The sequence below is a fragment of the Arthrobacter pullicola genome (assembly GCF_014836875.1).
Lineage (GTDB): Bacteria > Actinomycetota > Actinomycetes > Actinomycetales > Micrococcaceae > Arthrobacter_B > Arthrobacter_B pullicola.
Genome location: NZ_JACSQC010000005.1, coordinates 123,299 through 140,931, shown reverse-complemented (window position 1 = coordinate 140,931; position 17,633 = coordinate 123,299). Strand labels below are relative to the sequence as shown.

The following is a 17,633-nucleotide window of genomic DNA, read 5'->3' as shown; positions in this document are numbered from 1 at the left end:
AGTTGAAACCTGAACCGGACAGCGAAAAGACGCAGACCCCGCCGAAGGAAACCCCCGCGGCTGCGGAAGCACCGACGCCCGGCGGCAAGACAAAGCGCGGGCGCAAGCGCGACGACGTCGCGCTGCCTGCCCTCGGGCTGCTCGGCACGCTGCGCTGGGCCTGGACCCAGCTCACCAGCATGCGGACCGCGCTGTTCCTCCTCCTGCTCCTGGCAGTTGCCGCGGTTCCCGGCTCGCTGTTCCCGCAGCGGCCGGCCAACCCCGGCGCCGTCACGCAGTACATCGAGGACAACCCGGGCACCGGCCCCTGGCTGGACCGGTTCCAGCTGTTCGACGTGTATTCCTCCGCCTGGTTCTCGGCGATCTACCTGCTGCTGTTTATCTCCCTGATCGGCTGTGTGATTCCCCGGGCCAAGGTTCACTGGAAAGCGCTGCGCTCCAAGCCGCCGCGGACCCCGAAGAACCTCTCCCGGCTCCCCGAATACGGCACGCTCGCCGTCCCGGCCGGTGCCGGCCTGACGGCAGCCGAAGCAGCCAAAGACGCTGCGCAGCTGCTCCGCAAGCGCGGCTACCGGGTAGAGGCCCGCGATCTGGATACCGACCGGCCCTCCGTCGCTGCCGAGCGCGGCTTCGCCAAGGAAACCGGAAACCTGGTTTTCCACGTGTGCCTGATCGGTGTGCTGGGGTCGATCGCCGTCGGCGGACTGTTCGGGTACAACGGCCAGCGCGTGGTCGTTGAAGGCGACACCTTCGTGAACACGCTGGTTGGCTATGACACCTTCAGCCCCGGCACGAACTTCGCCGAGTCGCAGCTGGCCCCGTACTCAATCACCCTGGACGATTTTGAGGTCACCTTCGACCGGCAGAGCAGCACGGGCAACGTCCAGCCGCTGGACTTCACCGCCTCCGTGACCGTCAAGGAAGATCCCAATGACGAGCCGCGGGCGGAAACCATCAAGGTCAACGAGCCGCTGACCATCGGCGGAACCCGGGTCTTCCTGGTCGGCAACGGCTACGCACCGGTGGTTACGGTGCGCGACGGCGATGGCAACATCGCCTTCCAGGGGCCGGTGGTTGGTGTCCCCACGGACGGCGTGTACACCTCGCTGATGGTGATCAAGGCTCCGGACGCGAAGCCGGAGCAGCTTGGGTTTGTCGGGTTCTTCCTGCCCACCGCCCTGATCGACGGCAACGGCGTGTCCTTCTCCGGCGATCCGGACCCGGCCAATCCGCAGCTGAACCTGAACTCCTACTACGGAGACCTTGGGCTGGACGACGGCGTCCCCGGAAACGTGTTCGTCCTCGACACCGAGGACCTGACCCCGCTGAACAACCGCGACCTGGACTCCGGCGGAATTGTGCTGGCGATGAACCAGATCCAGGACCTGCCTGACGGCAAGGGATCCATCAGCTTCGACGGCCTCCTGCGTTATGCCGCGTTGGATATCCACTACGACCCGGCCAAGTTCGCCGTGCTGATCTTCGCTGTGCTCAGCCTCACCGGACTCAGCGCATCGCTGTTCCTGGCACGGCGCAGGGTGTGGGTCCGCACCGGAACGAACGGGGATGGCCGCATAATGGTCGAATACGGTTTGCTGGCCCGTGGTGAAGACGCCCGCCTGGAAACCGAGGCCGAAGCCCTGCGCAATTTGTTGGAAAAGAAGTGGATGGTTGGCGGGTCCGCTCCGCGGGAGGACGGCCCGGACAACTTGGCCGACGCATCAGTGGCCGGCAGCACCGGACGCACGGAAGAATCAGGTAAGGACGACTAATGCCATCCATCGACTACCAGCTCGCTGAGTACAGCGACCTCTTTATGCTGCTGGCAGCGTTCACCTACACGGTGGCGTTCCTGGCTTTCACCTGGGACCTGGCCAAGAGCAGCAAGACGCTCCGCGCCATCGACCAGAGGGCCGGCGCAGTGCAGGCCGCGGTTCCCGCGGAGAAGGCCACGGTTTCGGTGGGCGCTCCGTCCGGGCCGGAAGGCTCGAGCCGCCAGTGGGACGCCACCAGCTCTGCCCTTACCGCCGATGACGCCATGGGATACACCGGGGAACGGCGCAATGCCGCCCGCGTCGCCGTGGCACTGACGGTATTGGGCGCGCTCATCCACGGCGCCGCCGTCGTTATGCGCGGCCTCGCCGCGCACCGCGTGCCGTGGGGCAACATGTACGAGTTCTGCACCACCGGCGCGATGGTCGTTGCCGTCGTCTTCCTGCTGGTCCTGCTGCGCCGGGACCTGCGCTTCCTGGGAACGTTCGTCGTCGGCCTGGTGCTGATCATGATGATGGCAGCGACCATCGGCTTCCCCACCCCGGTTGGCCACCTGATCCCCGCACTGCAGAGCTACTGGCTGATCATCCACGTCTCCGTTGCCGTGATTGCCTCCGCACTGTTCACCCTGACTTTCGCTATGTCGGTCCTGCAGCTGCTGCAGGCCGACCGCGAGGCCAAGGTCCGGGCCGGCGGCCGCGAACGCCTGGCCTTCCTGAAGATCGTCCCCTCGGCCCAGTCGCTGGAAACCTTCTCCTACCGCATCAACGCCGTGGCATTCGTGCTGTGGACCTTCACCCTGATGGCAGGTTCCGTCTGGGCCGAACAGGCCTGGGGCCGCTACTGGGGCTGGGACACGAAGGAAGTCTGGACCTTCGTGATCTGGGTTGTCTACGCCGGCTACCTCCACGCCCGGGCCACCCGCGGCTGGACCGGTACCCGTGCCGCCTGGCTGTCGATCGTCGGCTACCTCTGCGTGGTCTTCAACTTCACGATCGTCAACGTCTACTTCTCCGGCCTGCACAGCTACTCCGGCGTCTAGCTCTTCGCCAAGCGCCCGCCAAGGCCCCGTCCCGGACTCGTTCCGGGGCGGGGTTTTTTGGTGTGGTGGCGGTGCGGGCGGCGGGCCCCGGCAGGTGGTCCTCGACTTGGCCAGTCGAACGAGAGCGACGTGCCAGGCAACCATCGTTCCCACCCAGTGTTCTCCCTGTGACTGGTGTGGTCTCATTCTTCACACCGGTAACGAAGTGTGGGAACCCCGGGCCGGAAGCCCGGCGGCGACTCCGTTCCCGACCTCCTGCACTTTGGGACATCCCTGCCGCCGCGGGACAATCCTGCTGCGCGCCACGGCAGGAAAGTCCCATGGCGGCAGGCTGGTCCCAAAAGGGAGGGAAACGGGGGGGATGGGGGGGGTAAGCGCCGTCCCTCTCCCTGCTTCCGAAACCCACCAGCAAAATGCCCCGTCCCGGAAAGAACCGGAACGGGGCACTGGAGCTTGGGCTGCGAGGCTAGCTGCTGGGAGTTTCGTCGTCGTTCTTCTGGCTGGAGCGCTTCTCCCGGTCCGCCAGCTCCTGTTCGCGGCGCTTGAGTTCCTCTTCCTTCGCCTTCTGCCGGCGCCGGATTTCCAGGTTCCGCAGGAACTCGGGGTCATCATCGGGGGCGGTGGGGTGCCGGGTGGCCCGCGGCTTCGGCTCCGGACCATGCAGCGGGCGGCCAAAGAGGAACCACAGGATGGCGCCCATGACCGGCAGAAGCACGATAGTGAAGAGCCAGGCAGTCTTGGAGATGCTGCGCACTTCGTGGGCTTTGGACATGATGCAGTCAATGAGCGAGTAGATGATCAAGGCTGCGACGACAATGACGCCGAGGAGTACGAAGCGGGGCATGCCCCCAATTGTAGAGGAGACCGCTGCGGCCCGGCCCGGCAAATTCCGGGAACCTCCGGGATGCCCGACTTACCTGGAAACCGTTCTCCGGCAGTGCCCGTAGAATGGGGCCGTGGCTTTCTGGAAATTTACCGCTCTCCGCCTTGGTTTGGTGGTCGTCTTCTTCATAGCCGGGCTGTTCCTGCAGCTCGGAATAGTGCTCTCCGCCCTGGTGGCGGCGATCCTGGCGTGGTGCGTCACATACCTCTTCTTCCGTGACATGCGCGACGCCGCTGCCCGCAGCGTGCAGAGCCGGTTCAGTGAAAAGACTCCGCCGACGCGCAACCGCGCCGAGCTGGATGATGCCGAAGCTGAGGACTCCGTGCTTGATGCCAACCCGGACGTGGCAATCGACGCCGACCGTAAGCCCCGCGAAAGCCGCGAAAGCTAACATCGCGCCGTCTGGCACCCGGCTTCCGGAGGGCGCCGCCCCTGGTGTCCCGGCCCCTGATGTCCCGGCCCCGGAAGTCCGGCGCTGGTCCGCCTGAAGTCCCGGCCCCTGAAGTCCCGGCGCAGGTCCGCCTGAAGTCCCGGCCCCTGATATCCCGGCGCAGGTCCGCCTGACGCCTCCCCGCCCGCATCCCCGCCCGCTTCCCGCCCCGGCCTCCGGTAAGCTCGCCCCCATGAGTGACATCCGCAGCCAGGCCGGCCGCACCGAAGCAAGAATGCGCACGCCACAGGCCGAGCAGGCCTACAACCGGCGCTGGCTGATCGGACTCCTCTCTGGGGCCCTGGGGCTTGGCGTGCTGGCCGCAGCCTGGATGTTCAGCGTCGCCGGAGAACTGCCGGATCCGCTGGCCAGCCACTGGGGCCGGGACGGTGTGGACGGCTATATGTCATTGGCGGGCCACGCCTTGATTGCGGTTCTGGTGGGTGGCGGGAGTGGTGCCCTGGTCGCCGCGCTTAGCATCCTCGCACGTGGTCAATCCCCGCTGGTTGCCCGGCTCGGTGTTGGCTTTGGCCTCGGATTCGGTGTCCTGATGACGGGGCTCTCCGTTGGGGTGGTGGCCGGACAGATTGGCTTGGCTGACGCCTCGCAGGCTGAAATTTCCGCACCGGTCATCTGGGCTGCAGCCGCGTTGGCGGTGCTGGCTGTGGCCGCCGGCGTCTGGCTGTACCGGCCCGGCACGTACGACCGCACGCAAAGCCCCGAAACATCCGCCCTGGACGACGCCGCCGCGGATCAGGGCTCAGCCGTCTCCCTGGCCGCCCGGGAATTGGCGGCCGATGAACAGCCGCTGGAGGTCAATGTTTCGATGGGCCGGTGGAAGTGGCTGGCAAGTTTGGGAACCGGGGCAGCCGTGGCGCTGAGCCTTGTCTTCATCCACCCGGCGCTGGCCCTGTTCGGCGTACCGGCGGCCGCCCTGCTGTGGGTTTTCTGCCAAGGCCGGGTCATCATCGATCCGGATGGTGTCCGTGCCCTGGCCGGCGGCTTCTGGAAACTCATGCCGCTGACTTACGGGGAGATACGCGCCGCGTCCGTCCAGGATATTAAGGCCATGGACTTTGGCGGCTGGGGTTACCGGCTCAACGGGGGAAGCGTGGGCTTCATCATGGGCAGCGGCCCCGCCCTGGTTCTGGAGGCTGGCTTTGCGCAGCGCTATGTCTTCTCAATGCCCGACGCCGAGACCGCGGCCCGCGCCTGTGCCCTGGTGAACGTGTATCGGGCTGGGCCTCGGGATGAGTCCGTTACCCCCTCCGCTGCGCCGCGTTCGTGACCCGCCCTACGGACTGTGAAGGCTGAATTTATGTGTGCTGCAGCCTGCGTGTCGGGCTGACCCACACCCCGCTCGTTTTCCTGGTCCACGCCTGAACCAGCGTAACCATGCAAATGCCGGCATCGAGCAGCCGGAGGAGCGGGAAGACAAGTCCCACCAGAAGCAGGCTGGGACGTCGCAGGCTGCATGCAGCGAAGACGGTCAGAAGATAATCGGGCAGGACGACGCCGATCAGGAGATCTACCGGACGCAGCAGTACGAATTCCGTCATCTCGGAAATCAGCAGCACCGGCAGGCACAGGAGCAGGACCAGGCTGGCGCAAACGAGCTCTGTGATGTGCAGTGCGAGCATCGCCCAGAAGCGGCCCACATGCAATCCATGCCTGCGGACGGTTTGCCAGAATCCCAACGTCCACCGCCGGACTTGCCGCGTGTATTCAGCCAGATTATCCGGGTCCTGGGTGTACGCCACCGCCGCCTGCGGATGGAACTCGATCCGGCCGAGCCGCTTGGCGTGCACCTCGAAGGTCATATTGAAATCCTCGATCAGCAGTCCGCGGGCCTCCACGTCCAGGGACGGAAGGATGCGCGCCCGGTACATGCTCGCGAACCCCGGAACAATGTTCACGACATTGGCAGGGCGGGACGCCTGCCCATATTTGATCAGCAGCTGCACGGCGGCGTACAGGCGTTCCCTGTAGCCCAGCAGAATCCGCGCTGCCAGTCCCTGCCTCCCCCTTTCGGGCAGCGACTTCGCCCGTCCGGCGACGGCAACTACTTCCGGGTCTTTGAACAGCTGCAATCCGGTGTGCAGGTAGTCCGGGGCCAGCCGGGTATCGGCATCGAGCAGCAGCACGACCTCGAATCTGTCGGCGAGTTCAAAATGCTCGATTCCCGCTTTGAGGGCGCCTGCCTTGCCACGGTTCGGTGACAACTCGAGACACTTTACTCCGGCAGCCATAGCCTTTGCCGCGGTGGAATCCGTGGACCCGTCGGAAATCACATGAATGTTCTCTGGAGGGACCAGAGTCAGTGCAGACGCAATGGTTTCAGCGATCACCAGTTCCTCGTTGTGCGCGGCAATCAGCACCGCCACTTCGCCGGGGTCAATGGGGGACTCCTGCGTTCGGGAAAGCTGCCGAGGTGAGGACCGGTTCTGCCATTCTCCGACCACCCGCAAAAGTCCCGCGAAGCTCCAAAACGGCGTGCTGATTCCGAGAACTAGGAGACCAATCACCAGTATCGTCCAGGGTTCCATAACCTACTCCCAAAGGTTGAAGTGAAAAATTAGTTAGCGGCCGGTGGGAGCTGCACCTGCCGGCTGGTGATGATCTCCCGCCATGGACCTTCCGGAACTTCGTCGGCTTCCACGAACTGCCAATTGACACGGTCCGATGCTCCGTTCAGATCAGCGAAACCCAGGCAGCCGTTGAGGGCCGGTGAGACATCAAGCCCGGCTCCGTTGTAAAGGGAATTCGCTGGACGCCGGTCGTCCTCACCGAATACGTAGTCGGCGTCGTCGTACACGGATGGGCCGGCATCCTGAATCTGGCCGTAGCATTCGCGGCCATCCTTGATGAGGCGGACCCAGCGGTTCTTCATATAGCTGAAGGACTTGTCTGTTTCCCGGCCGGCGTATCCCGGATCGTCGGCCCAGGGAATGACGTCGCCGCGCATGGCGAACGCCGCAGGGTTATTAACGTCGTCGAACGGCAGGTCCAGGTAAAAGGGATTCTCCAGCGGCGTCAGCTCCGTTGGAAAATAGCCGTTATCCGCCGTCCGCCGCTGCGTTTCGCAGCTGCCGTCCACCACGAGCCCGTCGCAGCCGCCGTAACTCTCCATCCAGAACAGGTCATAGGCGGACCGCACCTGGCTGCCGTCTGCAGCCTCGGAATCATGGATTTCCCCGACCCAGAATGTGGTTGAGACTATGTCCGTGTGCCACGGGTATTCACCAGCACTGGGACTTGCTTCCTCCGGCAGCGCTGCCGCGCACCCGGCCCCAATCAGGCCGGTGACGGCGGCTCCGGACATGATCCTTATCCGTCCCCTCATCGGGTTTGGCCCGCGGCGAGTCCTGCCAGGTCGCCGTCGCCGGGCAGCAGCATGGTGGCAGCCTCCGAAAGAGGCGGGGCGCCGTCTGCCCTGTACATCCCGTAGTCATCTGTGACCACATACCCTTCGGTGGTCAGAGACAGGCCAAAGCTGAGCGCGGTGGCATCGGCCGGCACCGCCGGGGTTGTCCATTCCGCTTCCCTGAAGGTATCGCTGGGTGCCAGGGTGGGGCTCGGCAGCCAATAGGTCCATCTGCCGAAGCCATCCCGGTAGTACACGCTGAACTGGGTGGGTACATCGGAGGTGTACCAAAGTCGAAGCGAGTAGCGTTCACCTGCCCGCACGGACGGGGCGCAGGCGCCCAGATCGTGGGTCGGCAGTAGTTTTGCATCGCCGTCATCCAGCCGGTGCATCGTCACACCGGCGCCGTTGCTTCCGTTTCTGCCCGTCGCCTTGCCGAAGGTAGCCTCATTCGATCCAAAGCTGGCGTTACCCCAGCAGGTGGGTGCATCCCCGGACCATTGTTCCAAGTCGGCATTCTGGAGCCCATTCACCCCCGGCGGTGCCGGAGCCGGGACGGATGCGGGTACGGCCGGGTTCTTCGGGCCGCCGATCACCTGCTGCACAGTTCGTACTGTGGTGGTGCCGCCCGCCGTGCGGCTTGAAAGCCATTCGGTAAAGTCCAGAAACACGTCTTCGTCGATATCGATGGAATCGCACTCATACGGGCAGAGACCATGGAAGGTCAGAATGACCCAGCCGCCGGTGGCCTCGGCGGCCTGCACTTTATTCTGCAAGTCCGCCAGCGACCAGTCCCATTCCACCTGGGACGGGGCTTTGAGGAGCTGGGGTTCCGCGGGGCGGAGGGATTCGGTGGTGGGGCAGCCTTCACACCCGGGGCCCACGGTGCCGCCGAGTCCGCGCGCGCTGTTATAGCCGCAGGCCTCGACCACCGAAGTCACTCCTGCACTGCTGGCGAAGGGGTACGCAAAGTTCGTGACCTCGAATCCGAGGTCGAGCAGGTTTTGCCGGTCCTGGCAGATTTCACGCTGCGCCTCATCCACCCCGATGGTCCCCACATCCGGGTGGGAGAAGGTATGTCCGCCTATCTCATGACCGGCCAGCGCCATTTCCTTGGCCTGCCGGACCGTCAAGGACCCGGTCTCACCCAACAGGCCGGAATTGAGGTAAAACGTCCCCTGGAACTCAAACTCCGCCAGGATCTCCGCGGCACGCGCCGCGCCGCTGAAACCGTCGTCGAAGGTCAGGCTGACTACCGTCTGGCCCGGCGTCACCTCAAGGGGCTCGGCTGGAACATAGTCCGGAACGTCAATGGCCGCCGCAGCGGCGAACTCGGCCGCAGCCTTTTCGGCGGCGGACGGCGAGGCCGCTAGAGACGGGCCGTCCGTCTCTGCTGCGGATGACATAGTGGAGGCCCGGTTCTCGGCGGGCCCCAGCCCCATGCCCGCCAGCCAGACACTGCCAAAAACCAGAAAGGACGCGGGCAGCGCCAGGACAAGCAGTGCCGTAAACAGCTGCAAGGACCGCTTGTGGTTTCGGGTGGCCAGATGCGGCGGTGTGTCCCGCCCCCGGCCGGAATCAGTACGACGCGTGGTACCCATGATCAACTCTCCTCGGGAAGCTCGGCAGTCCTGTCCTCAGGCTGCCTGCCTATGCCCCGGCCAGTTCCGAAGAGGCCGGAAGGTACGCGGGCAGCTGCCGGCCGGCCACTGCCACATTGGCGATAATCTCGTCAATCGAGGTGGTGGGATTGAACCCGACCACGTCGCGGGCCTTGGTGTTGTCGGGGACCCTGCGCCGCATATCCTCGTATCCGGGGGCGTACGCCTGTTCGTAGGGGATGAGGCTAATGCTGCTCGGGCTCTCCAGCAGTTCCACGACGCGATGGGCGAAGTCGAGGATTGACACTTCCTGGGTCCCGCCCAGGTTGAATGCCTGCCCGTAGGCCGCAGGGATTTCGGCAATGCGGACCAGCGCCGGCACCACATCCCCGACGTAGGAGAAGCAGCGGGTCTGCCGGCCGTCGCCGAACACGGTGAGCGGCTCGCCTCTGAGCGCCTGGCCCACCAAATTGGGCACGACCATGCCATACCGGCCGGTCTGCCGCGGGCCGACCGTGTTGAACAGGCGGACAATCGCAGCTCGAAGGCCGTACTCCTTCCAATAGGCATATGCGAAGGCCTCGTCGATGCCTTTCGCCGCGGCATAGGTCCACCTGGACTTCAGCGGCGACCCGAGGACACGGTCGGATTCCTCCGTAAGGGCATCGGAGGTGTTCTTGCCGTAAACCTCTGAGGTGGAGGCGAGGAGGAGGACGGCGCCTGCGGCCAGCGTGGCATCCAACACCACCTCGGTGCCGTGAATATTGGTGCGCAGGCTGGTCAGCGGATCTTCGATAATGAGTTTCACCCCGACTGCGGCTGCGAGATGGAACACGCGGTCTGAACCGGCGACGACACTGTCGACAGCGGCCCGGTCAAGGATGTCCCCCTCGACGAACCGGAATCGTGGATTGTCCAAGACTCCGTGGAGGTTGTCCATGGACCCGGTGGACAGGTTATCCAGTACGGCGACTTCGTCGCCGGCTGCGAGCAGGTACTCCGTGAGGTGGCTGCCGATGAACCCGGCGCCCCCGGTGATAGCGGTCTTCATAAGATGGTTTCCTTTGGCTTAATGCGTCGGGCGCGGGCTAGAGCTGGATGGTGTTTGCGGCGGCGGGCAGTCTGTAGGTCGTGTCCAAAACGACCGGGACCGTGGAAAGCCAGTCCAGATTGAACTCCGTGTGCGCGGTGTGCATGATGACAAGATCCGCTCCGAAGGTTTCCGGATCGCTAATTGCTTCCAGGCTGGCTCCGTTGACACGGATGCCGCCGATCAGCGGATCAACGTAACCGACCGTCGCGCCCTCCGCTTCCAGCCCCGCAAGGATTTCCAGGGCGGGGGATTCGCGGACATCCTCCACATCCGGTTTATAGGCAACACCGGCGAGCAGCACCCGGGTGCCGGCAAGCCCCCGGAACTTGTCGGACAGAATCTTGCGGGCACGGTCCACCACCTGGCGCGGACGGGCAGCGATGTTCTGCATGGCCTGTTCGATAACGGGTGCGGTCACCCTGTTGCCGCGCAGCTGCCACAGCAGGTAGTGCGGATCGCAGGGGATGCAGTGGCCGCCGACGCCGGGCCCGGGCACGAAGCGCATGAAGCCAAAGGGCTTGGTTGCCGCAGCATCGATGACATCCATGACCGGTATGCCGAGCGTGGTGCAGATCGTGGAAAACTCGTTCGCGAGGGCGATATTCACGGCCCGGAAGGTGTTCTCCAGCAGTTTGGTCATTTCCGCAGCCTCGGCCGTGGGAACGGCGTGAACCTTGGGCACGTATTTACCGAGCAGGGCTTCGGCACGGTGGCCGCAGGCCTCGGTAACGCCGCCGACGACGCGGGGGACCTCTTCCTGGCTGAAGTCATCGACGCCGGGGTTGATCCGCTCGGGACTAAAGGCGACGTAAACATCCGTTCCGGGCTCAAGTCCGCGTGCCCGCAGGGGCCCGGCCAGCATGTCGCGGGTACTGCCCACATACGTGGTTGAGGTGAGGATCAGCAGCTGACCGGCGACGGCGTGTTCCACCACGGTCCGGCAGGCACCGCGCAGGATGTTCAGCTCCGGGACGAGATGTTCATCCACCGGTGTGGGTACGGCGATGATTACAGCCGAGGCCTGAGCCAAAAGGGTGGAATCGGAGGTGAGCGCGAAGTCCGGGTCAGCCAGGGCCCGGGACAGACGGCCACGGTCGCCGGCAAGCAGGTCTGCGCGCAGCTCACGGATGGTTTGCAGCCGCTGTTCGCTGGCGTCCACGCCCAGCACCCGGTAACCGGCCTCGCGGAGGGCGAGGGAGGTTGGCAGGCCCACGTAGCCCATGCCAACTACGGCTACATCGAATTGAAACGTGGATTGCACCTGCCTCGGTGGCAGTGCTGTGCCCGCCGGGCTGATTGGTCGGGCATTCTGGTGGGTTTCACGCAGAAGAGAGTTTTGCAGAGTCATGGCTGGACCCCCCTGTCGGATTGTGTAGTTCTTCACCGACGGCCCCGAGCTGGATCTGCCCCGGCCAGGTCGGAAGGAATGGATGCTTCCGGCTTCGGCTGGTTCAGGCTAATGACACCGGGGTCCGGAAACATACGTAACTACTACGGCTTTCCAGGGGGAATCTACGTGGAGAAATCGGGGGCTCTACTCAGCTCAGAGGCGGGTACTTAGAGCATCCGCGTGCTTGCCGCGGGCACCGACAAGACCGGAGCCGGGCGGATGGCCACGTGGATCAGGCTGCGCCGCTTCTTGCCCTTGAGCATGAGCCAGCTGGGCACAGGGCATCGACTTCATCATGGGCAGCGACCCGGCGCTGGTTCTGGAGGCCGCTTCGCGCAGCGGTATGTCCTCGCAATGCCCGACGCCGAAACCGCGGCCCATACCTGCTGGCTTCCGGGATGAATTCTGCTGGCCGCTGGTTGGAGATCGCCGCCGTCTGGCGGTTTCTGCGCGTTGCGCCCTCCAGCCGTGGATAGTGTGACAGGCATGGAACCAGTCTTGAACCATGCGCGGTGTTGGGGTGCCCCGGCGGCGGCCGTGCTCTTCTTCGTCCTGTGGTGCGTCGCGGAAGCGGGCCGGATGGGACCCTTTGCTGGCGTGATCATTATGCAGTGGCCCGGTACCGTTCCGCTCCTGCTGATGACGGCGGCCATCGCCGTCGCTGCCAGGTGGCCGATGCTGTCGCTGGCACTGACCGGTCTTCTGCTGCTCGGTCAGCTCACCCGCATGGTTGCGCCCATGTACTCGAACAATTGGGCCATCTATTTGGGCTCCTTTATCGCGCTGGGATTTATCGCCTGGACCGGGACAGCCCGGATGCGGATTATTGCCGCGGCGGCCAACACCGTGTTCGCCGCCGTGATGGCTGTAATGATGCTCTCCTGGCGCTACAGCGCCGGCCTGGGCTGGTTCCCCAAGCTCTACAGCGGAGACTGGTACACGTTCCGAACGTATGGACCGCAGCTGTTCGCACTCCTGTTGATGATCGGCGCGGGCATTTTCCTCGTTGGGTTGCTGCTTTCCCTGTACCAGGAACGCGGCAGCCTTTTCCACGCCCGGGAACTGGCGCAGAACACGCTCAAAGACACGGAAATCGACCTGATCGTGGAACAGGAGCGGACCAGGATCTCCCGGGATCTGCACGACGTCCTGGCACACTCCCTGGCGGTGATTGCAGCCCAGGCCGACGGCGCCCGGTACCTGGTCAAGGACCAGCCACAGCCCGTACTAAAGGCCTTGGAGACCATCGCCGGTTCAGCCCGGAGCGCACTCGTCGATGCCCAGCGCGTGATCGAGGGGGTCAGCGAGGACGGAATGACCGCTCCACAACCGCAGATGAAGGACATCACGGACATGGTCGATGGGATGCGGAGCAACCTGGCCATCCGCGACAGCACCTCCGGCCAGCCGGTTGAACTCTCCAGTGGGCAGCAGCTGGCGGTTTTCCGAATTGTGCAGGAGTGCCTGACCAATGCCCTCAAACACGGGGGCCGCGGTGCCGAGGTCCGCCTGCACTTCGACTGGAGCGGACCGGGGCTGACCCTTCACGCAGCTTCCGCACTGGCCCAAGAGCCCGCAACAGCTGAAGAACCCGGCCGGCCGGGCCGCGGGCTGGCCGGTATGCGTGAACGGGCTCATCTGGCGGGCGGCTGGCTCACAGCCGGGCCCGACGGCGAACACTTCCGGGTCACGGTCTTCATCCCGTACGGACATCCCGGCGACAGGGACAGGGACGGGGCCGGCGCGGGAGATCGAGCCGGGGCCGGGGAAAGAGCCGGGATCGAGCAGCCAGAACGGGACCGCGAGCACCGGCAACCGGCACTGACGGGACCCGCGCCTGCCGGAACGGCTCCCGGCACGACCGGAGAGGAAACCGAAAATGCCTGAATCCGGCACCCGCATCTCCGTTGCACTTGTTGATGACCAGCCGCTGTTCCTGGCCGGGATCCGCATGCTCATCGACAGCCAGACCGACATGCAGTTCTGCTGGCAGGCCGGCGACGGGCAGCAGGCCGTTGGCCTGGCCGCCGAGCAGCGGCCCGACGTGATGCTCATGGATCTGCGGATGCCCGTGATGGATGGTGTTGCCGCGACCCGCCGGATCATCGGGGACGCGGACGCAGCCGGAACCGAACATCCGAGGATCATCGCGCTGACCACGTTCAACCGGGACCAGGCGGTGGTGCAGGCGGTCCAGGCCGGAGCCAGCGGTTACCTGTTGAAAAGCGCGGAGCCCGAATTTCTCCTGGCCGCCATCCGGACCGTCCACTCGGGTTACTCCGTGATCGCCCCGGGCTCAATCCACTCGCTTTTCGACCACGCCGCCCGCAATGCTCCGGCGGCGCAGCCGGACCTGTCTGTCCTGGAGGTGTTGTCGGCCCGGGAGCGGGACGTGTTCCTGCTGGCCGCGAAAGGACTCAGCAACGGGGAAATGGCGCAGAGCCTGTTCGTTTCCGAAGCCACTATCAAGACGCATCTGCGCAGCGTCCTGGACAAACTGGAGCTCCGTACCCGGATTCAGCTGGTGAGCTTTGCCCATGAGCGCCACCTGCTGGGCGGCTGAGCTGTGGTACCTGCGCGGCCGCTGAATCCCGCGGGATATCCGGCGGAGGAAGGAGCCCGCCGGGGCTCCGGCGGGCACCTCGGCGTGGCGGCGGCGGTTGTCCACCTGCTCTCCTGGTGCGGCGTCGGAGTCTTGGCCAGTGTGGCACCCGGCCATGCTGACGGGAAATACGCCACCTGGGCTGACGTCGGGTGGATCACAGCGCTGGTGTTCCTGCTCGCCTCCGCAGTCCTGTTCCTGGGCGTGGTCCTGGGCGTGGTCCGGTTCCGGCCTCGCAGCGGACCGCAGGCGGCTACTACCCGACAAGCAGGTGCGTCAGCACCAGTGCCAGGCCATAGAGCACGCTGAACCCGAGGTTGATCAGGCCGGTCTGCTTCAGCACCGGGATCAGGCTGCGCCGCTTCTTGCCCTTGAGCATGAGCCAGCTGGGCATCAGGCAGGCCGGGAGCAGCAGGAGGACCAGCAGCACCCACGGGTAGTCGCCAACCAGCAGCAGGGGCAGCAGCAGCGCCAGGGCCAGCATCATGACGTAGGTGATCCGGGCGGCGTCGTCTCCCAGCCGGACCGCGAGCGTCCGTTTCCCGGATTCGCGGTCTGTCGGGATGTCCCGCACGTTGTTGGCCATCAGCAGTGCCGTGGCGAAGAGACCCGTGGAGACCGCGCCGATCAGGGCTGCCGCATTGACCTGGCCGGCCTGCGTATAGGTGGTGCCCAGCGTGGCGACGAGACCGAAGAACACAAACACGAAGACGTCGCCCAGGCCCAGGTAGCCGTACGGGTTGCGTCCGCCGGTGTAGCCCCACGCGGCGGCGATGCAGCCAACACCCACCAGCAGCAGGAACCAGGCCTGCGACAGCAGAACCAGGGCCAGTCCGGCCGCCATCGCAGCACCGAAGCAGGCGAACGCTGCGTACTTGACGTGCTTCGCCGCGGCTGCGCCGGACCCGGTCAGGCGCAGTGGGCCGACCCGGTTGTCATCGGTTCCCCGCACACCGTCGGAGTAGTCGTTGGCGTAATTCACGCCCACCTGCAGCAGGATCGCCACGACGGCGGCCAGCAGGGCATTGAGCCAGCGGAAGGAACCCAGATCGAATGCCGCCGCCGTACCGATGATGACCGGGGCCACCGCCATCGGCAGTGTCCGGGGGCGTGCTCCTTCGAACCATTGCGCCGCTGTGGCCACAGTATCTTCCTTCTTTACATGCTCAGTCAGGTTGTGCGGATTACCCGGCGGTGCAGTGCCGGGCACTCATATTCTCCCGCACCTCGCAGCGCAGGGCGAAAACAGGCAGAAGGGTGCTGTTCCTAGGAACGGGCGGGCACTTCCTAGGAACGGGCGGGCACTTCCTAGGAACGGGCGGCACTGAGCAGGCTGCGGACAGCCAGCCGGTCGGTTTTCCCGTTGGGCAGCAGGGGAATGCGTTCCAGCACCACCACGGTCTTGGGGGCCGCCGGTGCGCCGAGCGCCGCGCGGATCGTCCCGCGCAGGCGTTCCAGATTGACCGGGCCGACGACGGCGAGCCCCACCACGGAGCCCCATTCGGCGTCGGGCAGGCCCACGGCCACGGCCCGGTGCACCTCCGGCAGCTGTTCGGCGGCGGCAGCCACGGCAGCGCCGGAGACTTTGACCCCGCCGGTGACAATAACGTCGTCGAGCCTTCCGGAAACCGACACCGTCCCGTCCGCAGCAACGGAGCCGGTGTCGTCGGTGCGGAACCAGCGTTTGCCGGAGTGGAACGCGAACCGGTCCGCGGTCAGCTCCGGCGCGCCCAGATAACCGTCGGCCAGCATGTCCCCGGCGATCCAGAGCCGGCCCTGATATTCCTGGATGTCCGCGCCGGGCAGCGGAACACCGTCGTACACGCAGCCGCCGGCGGTTTCACTCATGCCGTAGGTGGTCACCACGTTCAGTCCCAGCCCGCGGGCTTCGGCCAGCAGCGCCGGGCCGGCGGCCGCACCGCCGAGCAGGATCGCGTCGAACCGGCGCAGGACCTTCAGGGTATCCGCTGCCGGTTCGGCGAGCAGCCGGTGCAGCTGGGTGGGTACCAGTGAGGTCAGCCGGGTCTTATCGGTCATCTCCAGGGCCGCAGTGGTGAACGCTCCCGGATCAAAGGGCTTTGCGGTGTCCAGCAGGACCGGTTCCGTTCCCGCAAAGAGGGACCGGATGAGCACCTGGACCCCGGCGATGTAGTGCACCGGCAGCGCCAGCAGCCACTGTCCGTCCTTTTTGAGGGACAGGGCGGTGGCCATCGAGGACGCAGCCAGCGCGTCGATGCTGAGCATGGTCTGCTTCGGCGTGCCGGTGGAACCGGAGGTGCTGATCACCAGGGCAATGTCATCGTTGGGCAGGTCCCCGGAGAAGGTTTGGGCCGGGTCGGCATGGGGTGCCACCGCCGGGCCTTCACCGGCCAGCGCCGCCGCGAGCGGGGCCAGCAGGTCCCCGGCGTTGTAGCCGGCGGGCGTGTGGACGGGGAGCAGTTCCATCGTGTCCTAGAAGTAGTAGGGGAAGTTGGACCAGTCCGGGTCCCGTTTGGCCAGGAACGCTTCTTTGCCCTCCACCGCTTCGTCAGTCATGTAGGCCAGGCGGGTCGCTTCGCCGGCGAAGACCTGCTGGCCGGCCAGGCCGTCGTCGGCCAGGTTGAACGCGAACTTCAGCATCCGGATGGCCTGCGGGGACTGCTTGGCGATGTCCGCGGCGTATTCCAGGGCCACCTTCTCCAGGTCCGCGTGGTCCACGGCCTCGTTGACCGCACCCATGGCGACCATGTCCTCGGCGGAGTATTCACGGGCCAGGAAGAAGATCTCCCGGGCGCGCTTCTGCCCGATCTGCCGGGCCAGCAGCGCCGACCCGTAGCCGGCGTCGAAGCTGCCAACGGTTGCGTCGGTCTGCTTGAACTTGCCGTGCTGGCGGGAAGCGATGGTCAGGTCCGAGACCACGTGCAGGCTGTGCCCGCCGCCGGCAGCCCAGCCGTTGACGACGGCGATGACCACCTTGGGCATGGTCCGCATCAGGCGCTGGACCTCGAGGATGTGCAGCCGGCCGGCGCGGGCCGGATCAATGGTTTCCTGGGTCTCCCCGTCGGCGTACCGGTACCCGTCCCGGCCGCGGATCCGCTGGTCGCCGCCGGAACAGAACGAATGCCCGCCGTCCTTGGGGGAGGGGCCGTTGCCGGTGAGCAGCACGGTGGCGACATCCGGGGTCATCCGCGCGTGGTCCATGGCCCGGTAGAGTTCGTCCACCGTGCCGGGCCGGAACGCGTTGCGCACCTCCGGGCGGTTGAAGGCGATCCGCACCGTGGGGAGGTCGCGCAGGACGGCGCCGTCGCCGTCGCGCTCCACCTGGCGGTGGTAGGTCATGTCCGAGAAGTCTTCGAAACCGCCAACCACCCTCCACTGCCGGGGATCGAAAATGTCAGAGACCTGCGCGGGAAGTTGAGTGCTCACGGTGTTGAGTTTATCGCGGCGGAAAGGATAACCCTCGGAGCCTCCGGGCA

General features: G+C 65.6%; 15 protein-coding genes. 6 read left to right on the top strand and 9 right to left on the bottom strand.

Annotated elements, in window-relative coordinates; translation table 11 throughout:
* Positions 1-2 precede the first annotated feature (2 nt).
* Positions 3-1,772, top strand: a complete 1,770-nt coding sequence (gene resB, locus H9638_RS11855) for a cytochrome c biogenesis protein ResB (RefSeq protein WP_404799661.1) — start codon at positions 3-5, stop codon at positions 1,770-1,772.
* Positions 1,772-2,815 (top strand): c-type cytochrome biogenesis protein CcsB, encoded by a 1,044-nt coding sequence (gene ccsB, locus H9638_RS11850; protein ID WP_191747563.1) that lies wholly within the window; start codon positions 1,772-1,774, stop codon positions 2,813-2,815. Before resB ends, ccsB begins: the two co-directional genes overlap by 1 nt.
* 466 nt (positions 2,816-3,281) lie before the next feature.
* On the opposite strand, the gene H9638_RS11845 is transcribed toward ccsB, so the two are convergent.
* The gene (locus tag H9638_RS11845) at positions 3,282-3,659 is read right to left on the bottom strand and encodes a PLD nuclease N-terminal domain-containing protein (RefSeq protein ID WP_191747560.1); all 378 of its coding nucleotides are present in this window, start codon (positions 3,657-3,659) and stop codon (positions 3,282-3,284) included.
* 112 nt (positions 3,660-3,771) lie between these two features.
* Here H9638_RS11845 and H9638_RS11840 point away from each other — a divergent pair, with 112 nt between their 5' ends.
* Positions 3,772-4,089, top strand: coding sequence for a DUF4229 domain-containing protein (locus H9638_RS11840; protein ID WP_191747558.1), 318 nt, complete (start codon positions 3,772-3,774; stop codon positions 4,087-4,089).
* Between the two features lie 232 nt (positions 4,090-4,321).
* Entirely contained in the window at positions 4,322-5,416 is a 1,095-nt protein-coding gene (locus tag H9638_RS11835) for an SdpI family protein (RefSeq protein ID WP_191747556.1), read from the top strand.
* Between the two features lie 28 nt (positions 5,417-5,444).
* Here the strand turns inward: H9638_RS11835 and H9638_RS11830 are convergent, their stop codons facing one another.
* The 5 genes from H9638_RS11830 to H9638_RS11810 are packed head-to-tail and all read right to left on the bottom strand — an operon-like array spanning position 5,445 to position 11,447.
* The gene (locus H9638_RS11830; protein WP_191747555.1) at positions 5,445-6,674 is read right to left on the bottom strand and encodes a glycosyltransferase family 2 protein; all 1,230 of its coding nucleotides are present in this window, start codon (positions 6,672-6,674) and stop codon (positions 5,445-5,447) included.
* Between the two features lie 29 nt (positions 6,675-6,703).
* Positions 6,704-7,450 carry a hypothetical protein gene (locus H9638_RS11825; protein ID WP_191747553.1) on the bottom strand — a complete coding sequence of 249 codons (747 nt, stop codon included), beginning with the start codon at positions 7,448-7,450 and terminating at the stop codon, positions 6,704-6,706.
* Positions 7,451-7,467: 17 nt separating this feature from the next.
* Positions 7,468-9,093: a polysaccharide deacetylase family protein gene (locus H9638_RS11820; RefSeq protein WP_191747551.1), complete on the bottom strand. Its 1,626-nt coding sequence runs from the start codon at positions 9,091-9,093 to the stop codon at positions 7,468-7,470.
* A 49-nt stretch (positions 9,094-9,142) separates the two neighbouring features.
* Positions 9,143-10,144: a GDP-mannose 4,6-dehydratase gene (locus tag H9638_RS11815; RefSeq protein WP_191747550.1), complete on the bottom strand. Its 1,002-nt coding sequence runs from the start codon at positions 10,142-10,144 to the stop codon at positions 9,143-9,145.
* A 37-nt stretch (positions 10,145-10,181) separates the two neighbouring features.
* A complete protein-coding gene (locus tag H9638_RS11810) occupies positions 10,182-11,447 on the bottom strand; it encodes a nucleotide sugar dehydrogenase (protein ID WP_318241862.1) in 1,266 nt (421 codons plus the stop codon).
* A gap of 615 nt (positions 11,448-12,062) precedes the next feature.
* Between H9638_RS11810 and H9638_RS11805 the strand changes: the two genes are divergently transcribed.
* On the top strand, positions 12,063-13,463 hold the full coding sequence (locus H9638_RS11805; protein ID WP_191747548.1) for a sensor histidine kinase: 1,401 nt from the start codon (positions 12,063-12,065) through the stop codon (positions 13,461-13,463).
* Positions 13,456-14,139 (top strand): response regulator, encoded by a 684-nt coding sequence (locus H9638_RS11800; RefSeq protein WP_191747547.1) that lies wholly within the window; start codon positions 13,456-13,458, stop codon positions 14,137-14,139. Before H9638_RS11805 ends, H9638_RS11800 begins: the two co-directional genes overlap by 8 nt.
* A gap of 295 nt (positions 14,140-14,434) precedes the next feature.
* Here the strand turns inward: H9638_RS11800 and H9638_RS11795 are convergent, their stop codons facing one another.
* The 3 genes from H9638_RS11795 to H9638_RS11785 all read right to left on the bottom strand — a co-directional run bounded on the left by H9638_RS11795 (position 14,435) and on the right by H9638_RS11785 (position 17,583).
* Positions 14,435-15,322 (bottom strand): 1,4-dihydroxy-2-naphthoate polyprenyltransferase, encoded by an 888-nt coding sequence (locus H9638_RS11795; protein ID WP_191747546.1) that lies wholly within the window; start codon positions 15,320-15,322, stop codon positions 14,435-14,437.
* Positions 15,323-15,486: 164 nt separating this feature from the next.
* Entirely contained in the window at positions 15,487-16,623 is a 1,137-nt protein-coding gene (locus tag H9638_RS11790; RefSeq protein WP_191747545.1) for an AMP-binding protein, read from the bottom strand.
* 6 nt (positions 16,624-16,629) lie between these two features.
* Positions 16,630-17,583, bottom strand: coding sequence for a 1,4-dihydroxy-2-naphthoyl-CoA synthase (locus H9638_RS11785; RefSeq protein WP_191747543.1), 954 nt, complete (start codon positions 17,581-17,583; stop codon positions 16,630-16,632).
* Positions 17,584-17,633: the final 50 nt, after the last annotated feature.

Coding starts and splice junctions, on each gene's coding strand:
- H9638_RS11825 (WP_191747553.1), bottom strand. CDS start 7,450: ATGTCCGGAGCCGCCGTCACCGGCCTGATTGGGGCCGGGTGCGCGGCA.
- H9638_RS11800 (WP_191747547.1), top strand. CDS start 13,456: ATGCCTGAATCCGGCACCCGCATCTCCGTTGCACTTGTTGATGACCAG.
- H9638_RS11815 (WP_191747550.1), bottom strand. CDS start 10,144: ATGAAGACCGCTATCACCGGGGGCGCCGGGTTCATCGGCAGCCACCTC.
- ccsB (WP_191747563.1), top strand. CDS start 1,772: ATGCCATCCATCGACTACCAGCTCGCTGAGTACAGCGACCTCTTTATG.
- H9638_RS11820 (WP_191747551.1), bottom strand. CDS start 9,093: ATGGGTACCACGCGTCGTACTGATTCCGGCCGGGGGCGGGACACACCG.
- H9638_RS11845 (WP_191747560.1), bottom strand. CDS start 3,659: ATGCCCCGCTTCGTACTCCTCGGCGTCATTGTCGTCGCAGCCTTGATC.
- H9638_RS11830 (WP_191747555.1), bottom strand. CDS start 6,674: ATGGAACCCTGGACGATACTGGTGATTGGTCTCCTAGTTCTCGGAATC.
- H9638_RS11790 (WP_191747545.1), bottom strand. CDS start 16,623: ATGGAACTGCTCCCCGTCCACACGCCCGCCGGCTACAACGCCGGGGAC.
- H9638_RS11835 (WP_191747556.1), top strand. CDS start 4,322: ATGAGTGACATCCGCAGCCAGGCCGGCCGCACCGAAGCAAGAATGCGC.
- H9638_RS11805 (WP_191747548.1), top strand. CDS start 12,063: ATGGAACCAGTCTTGAACCATGCGCGGTGTTGGGGTGCCCCGGCGGCG.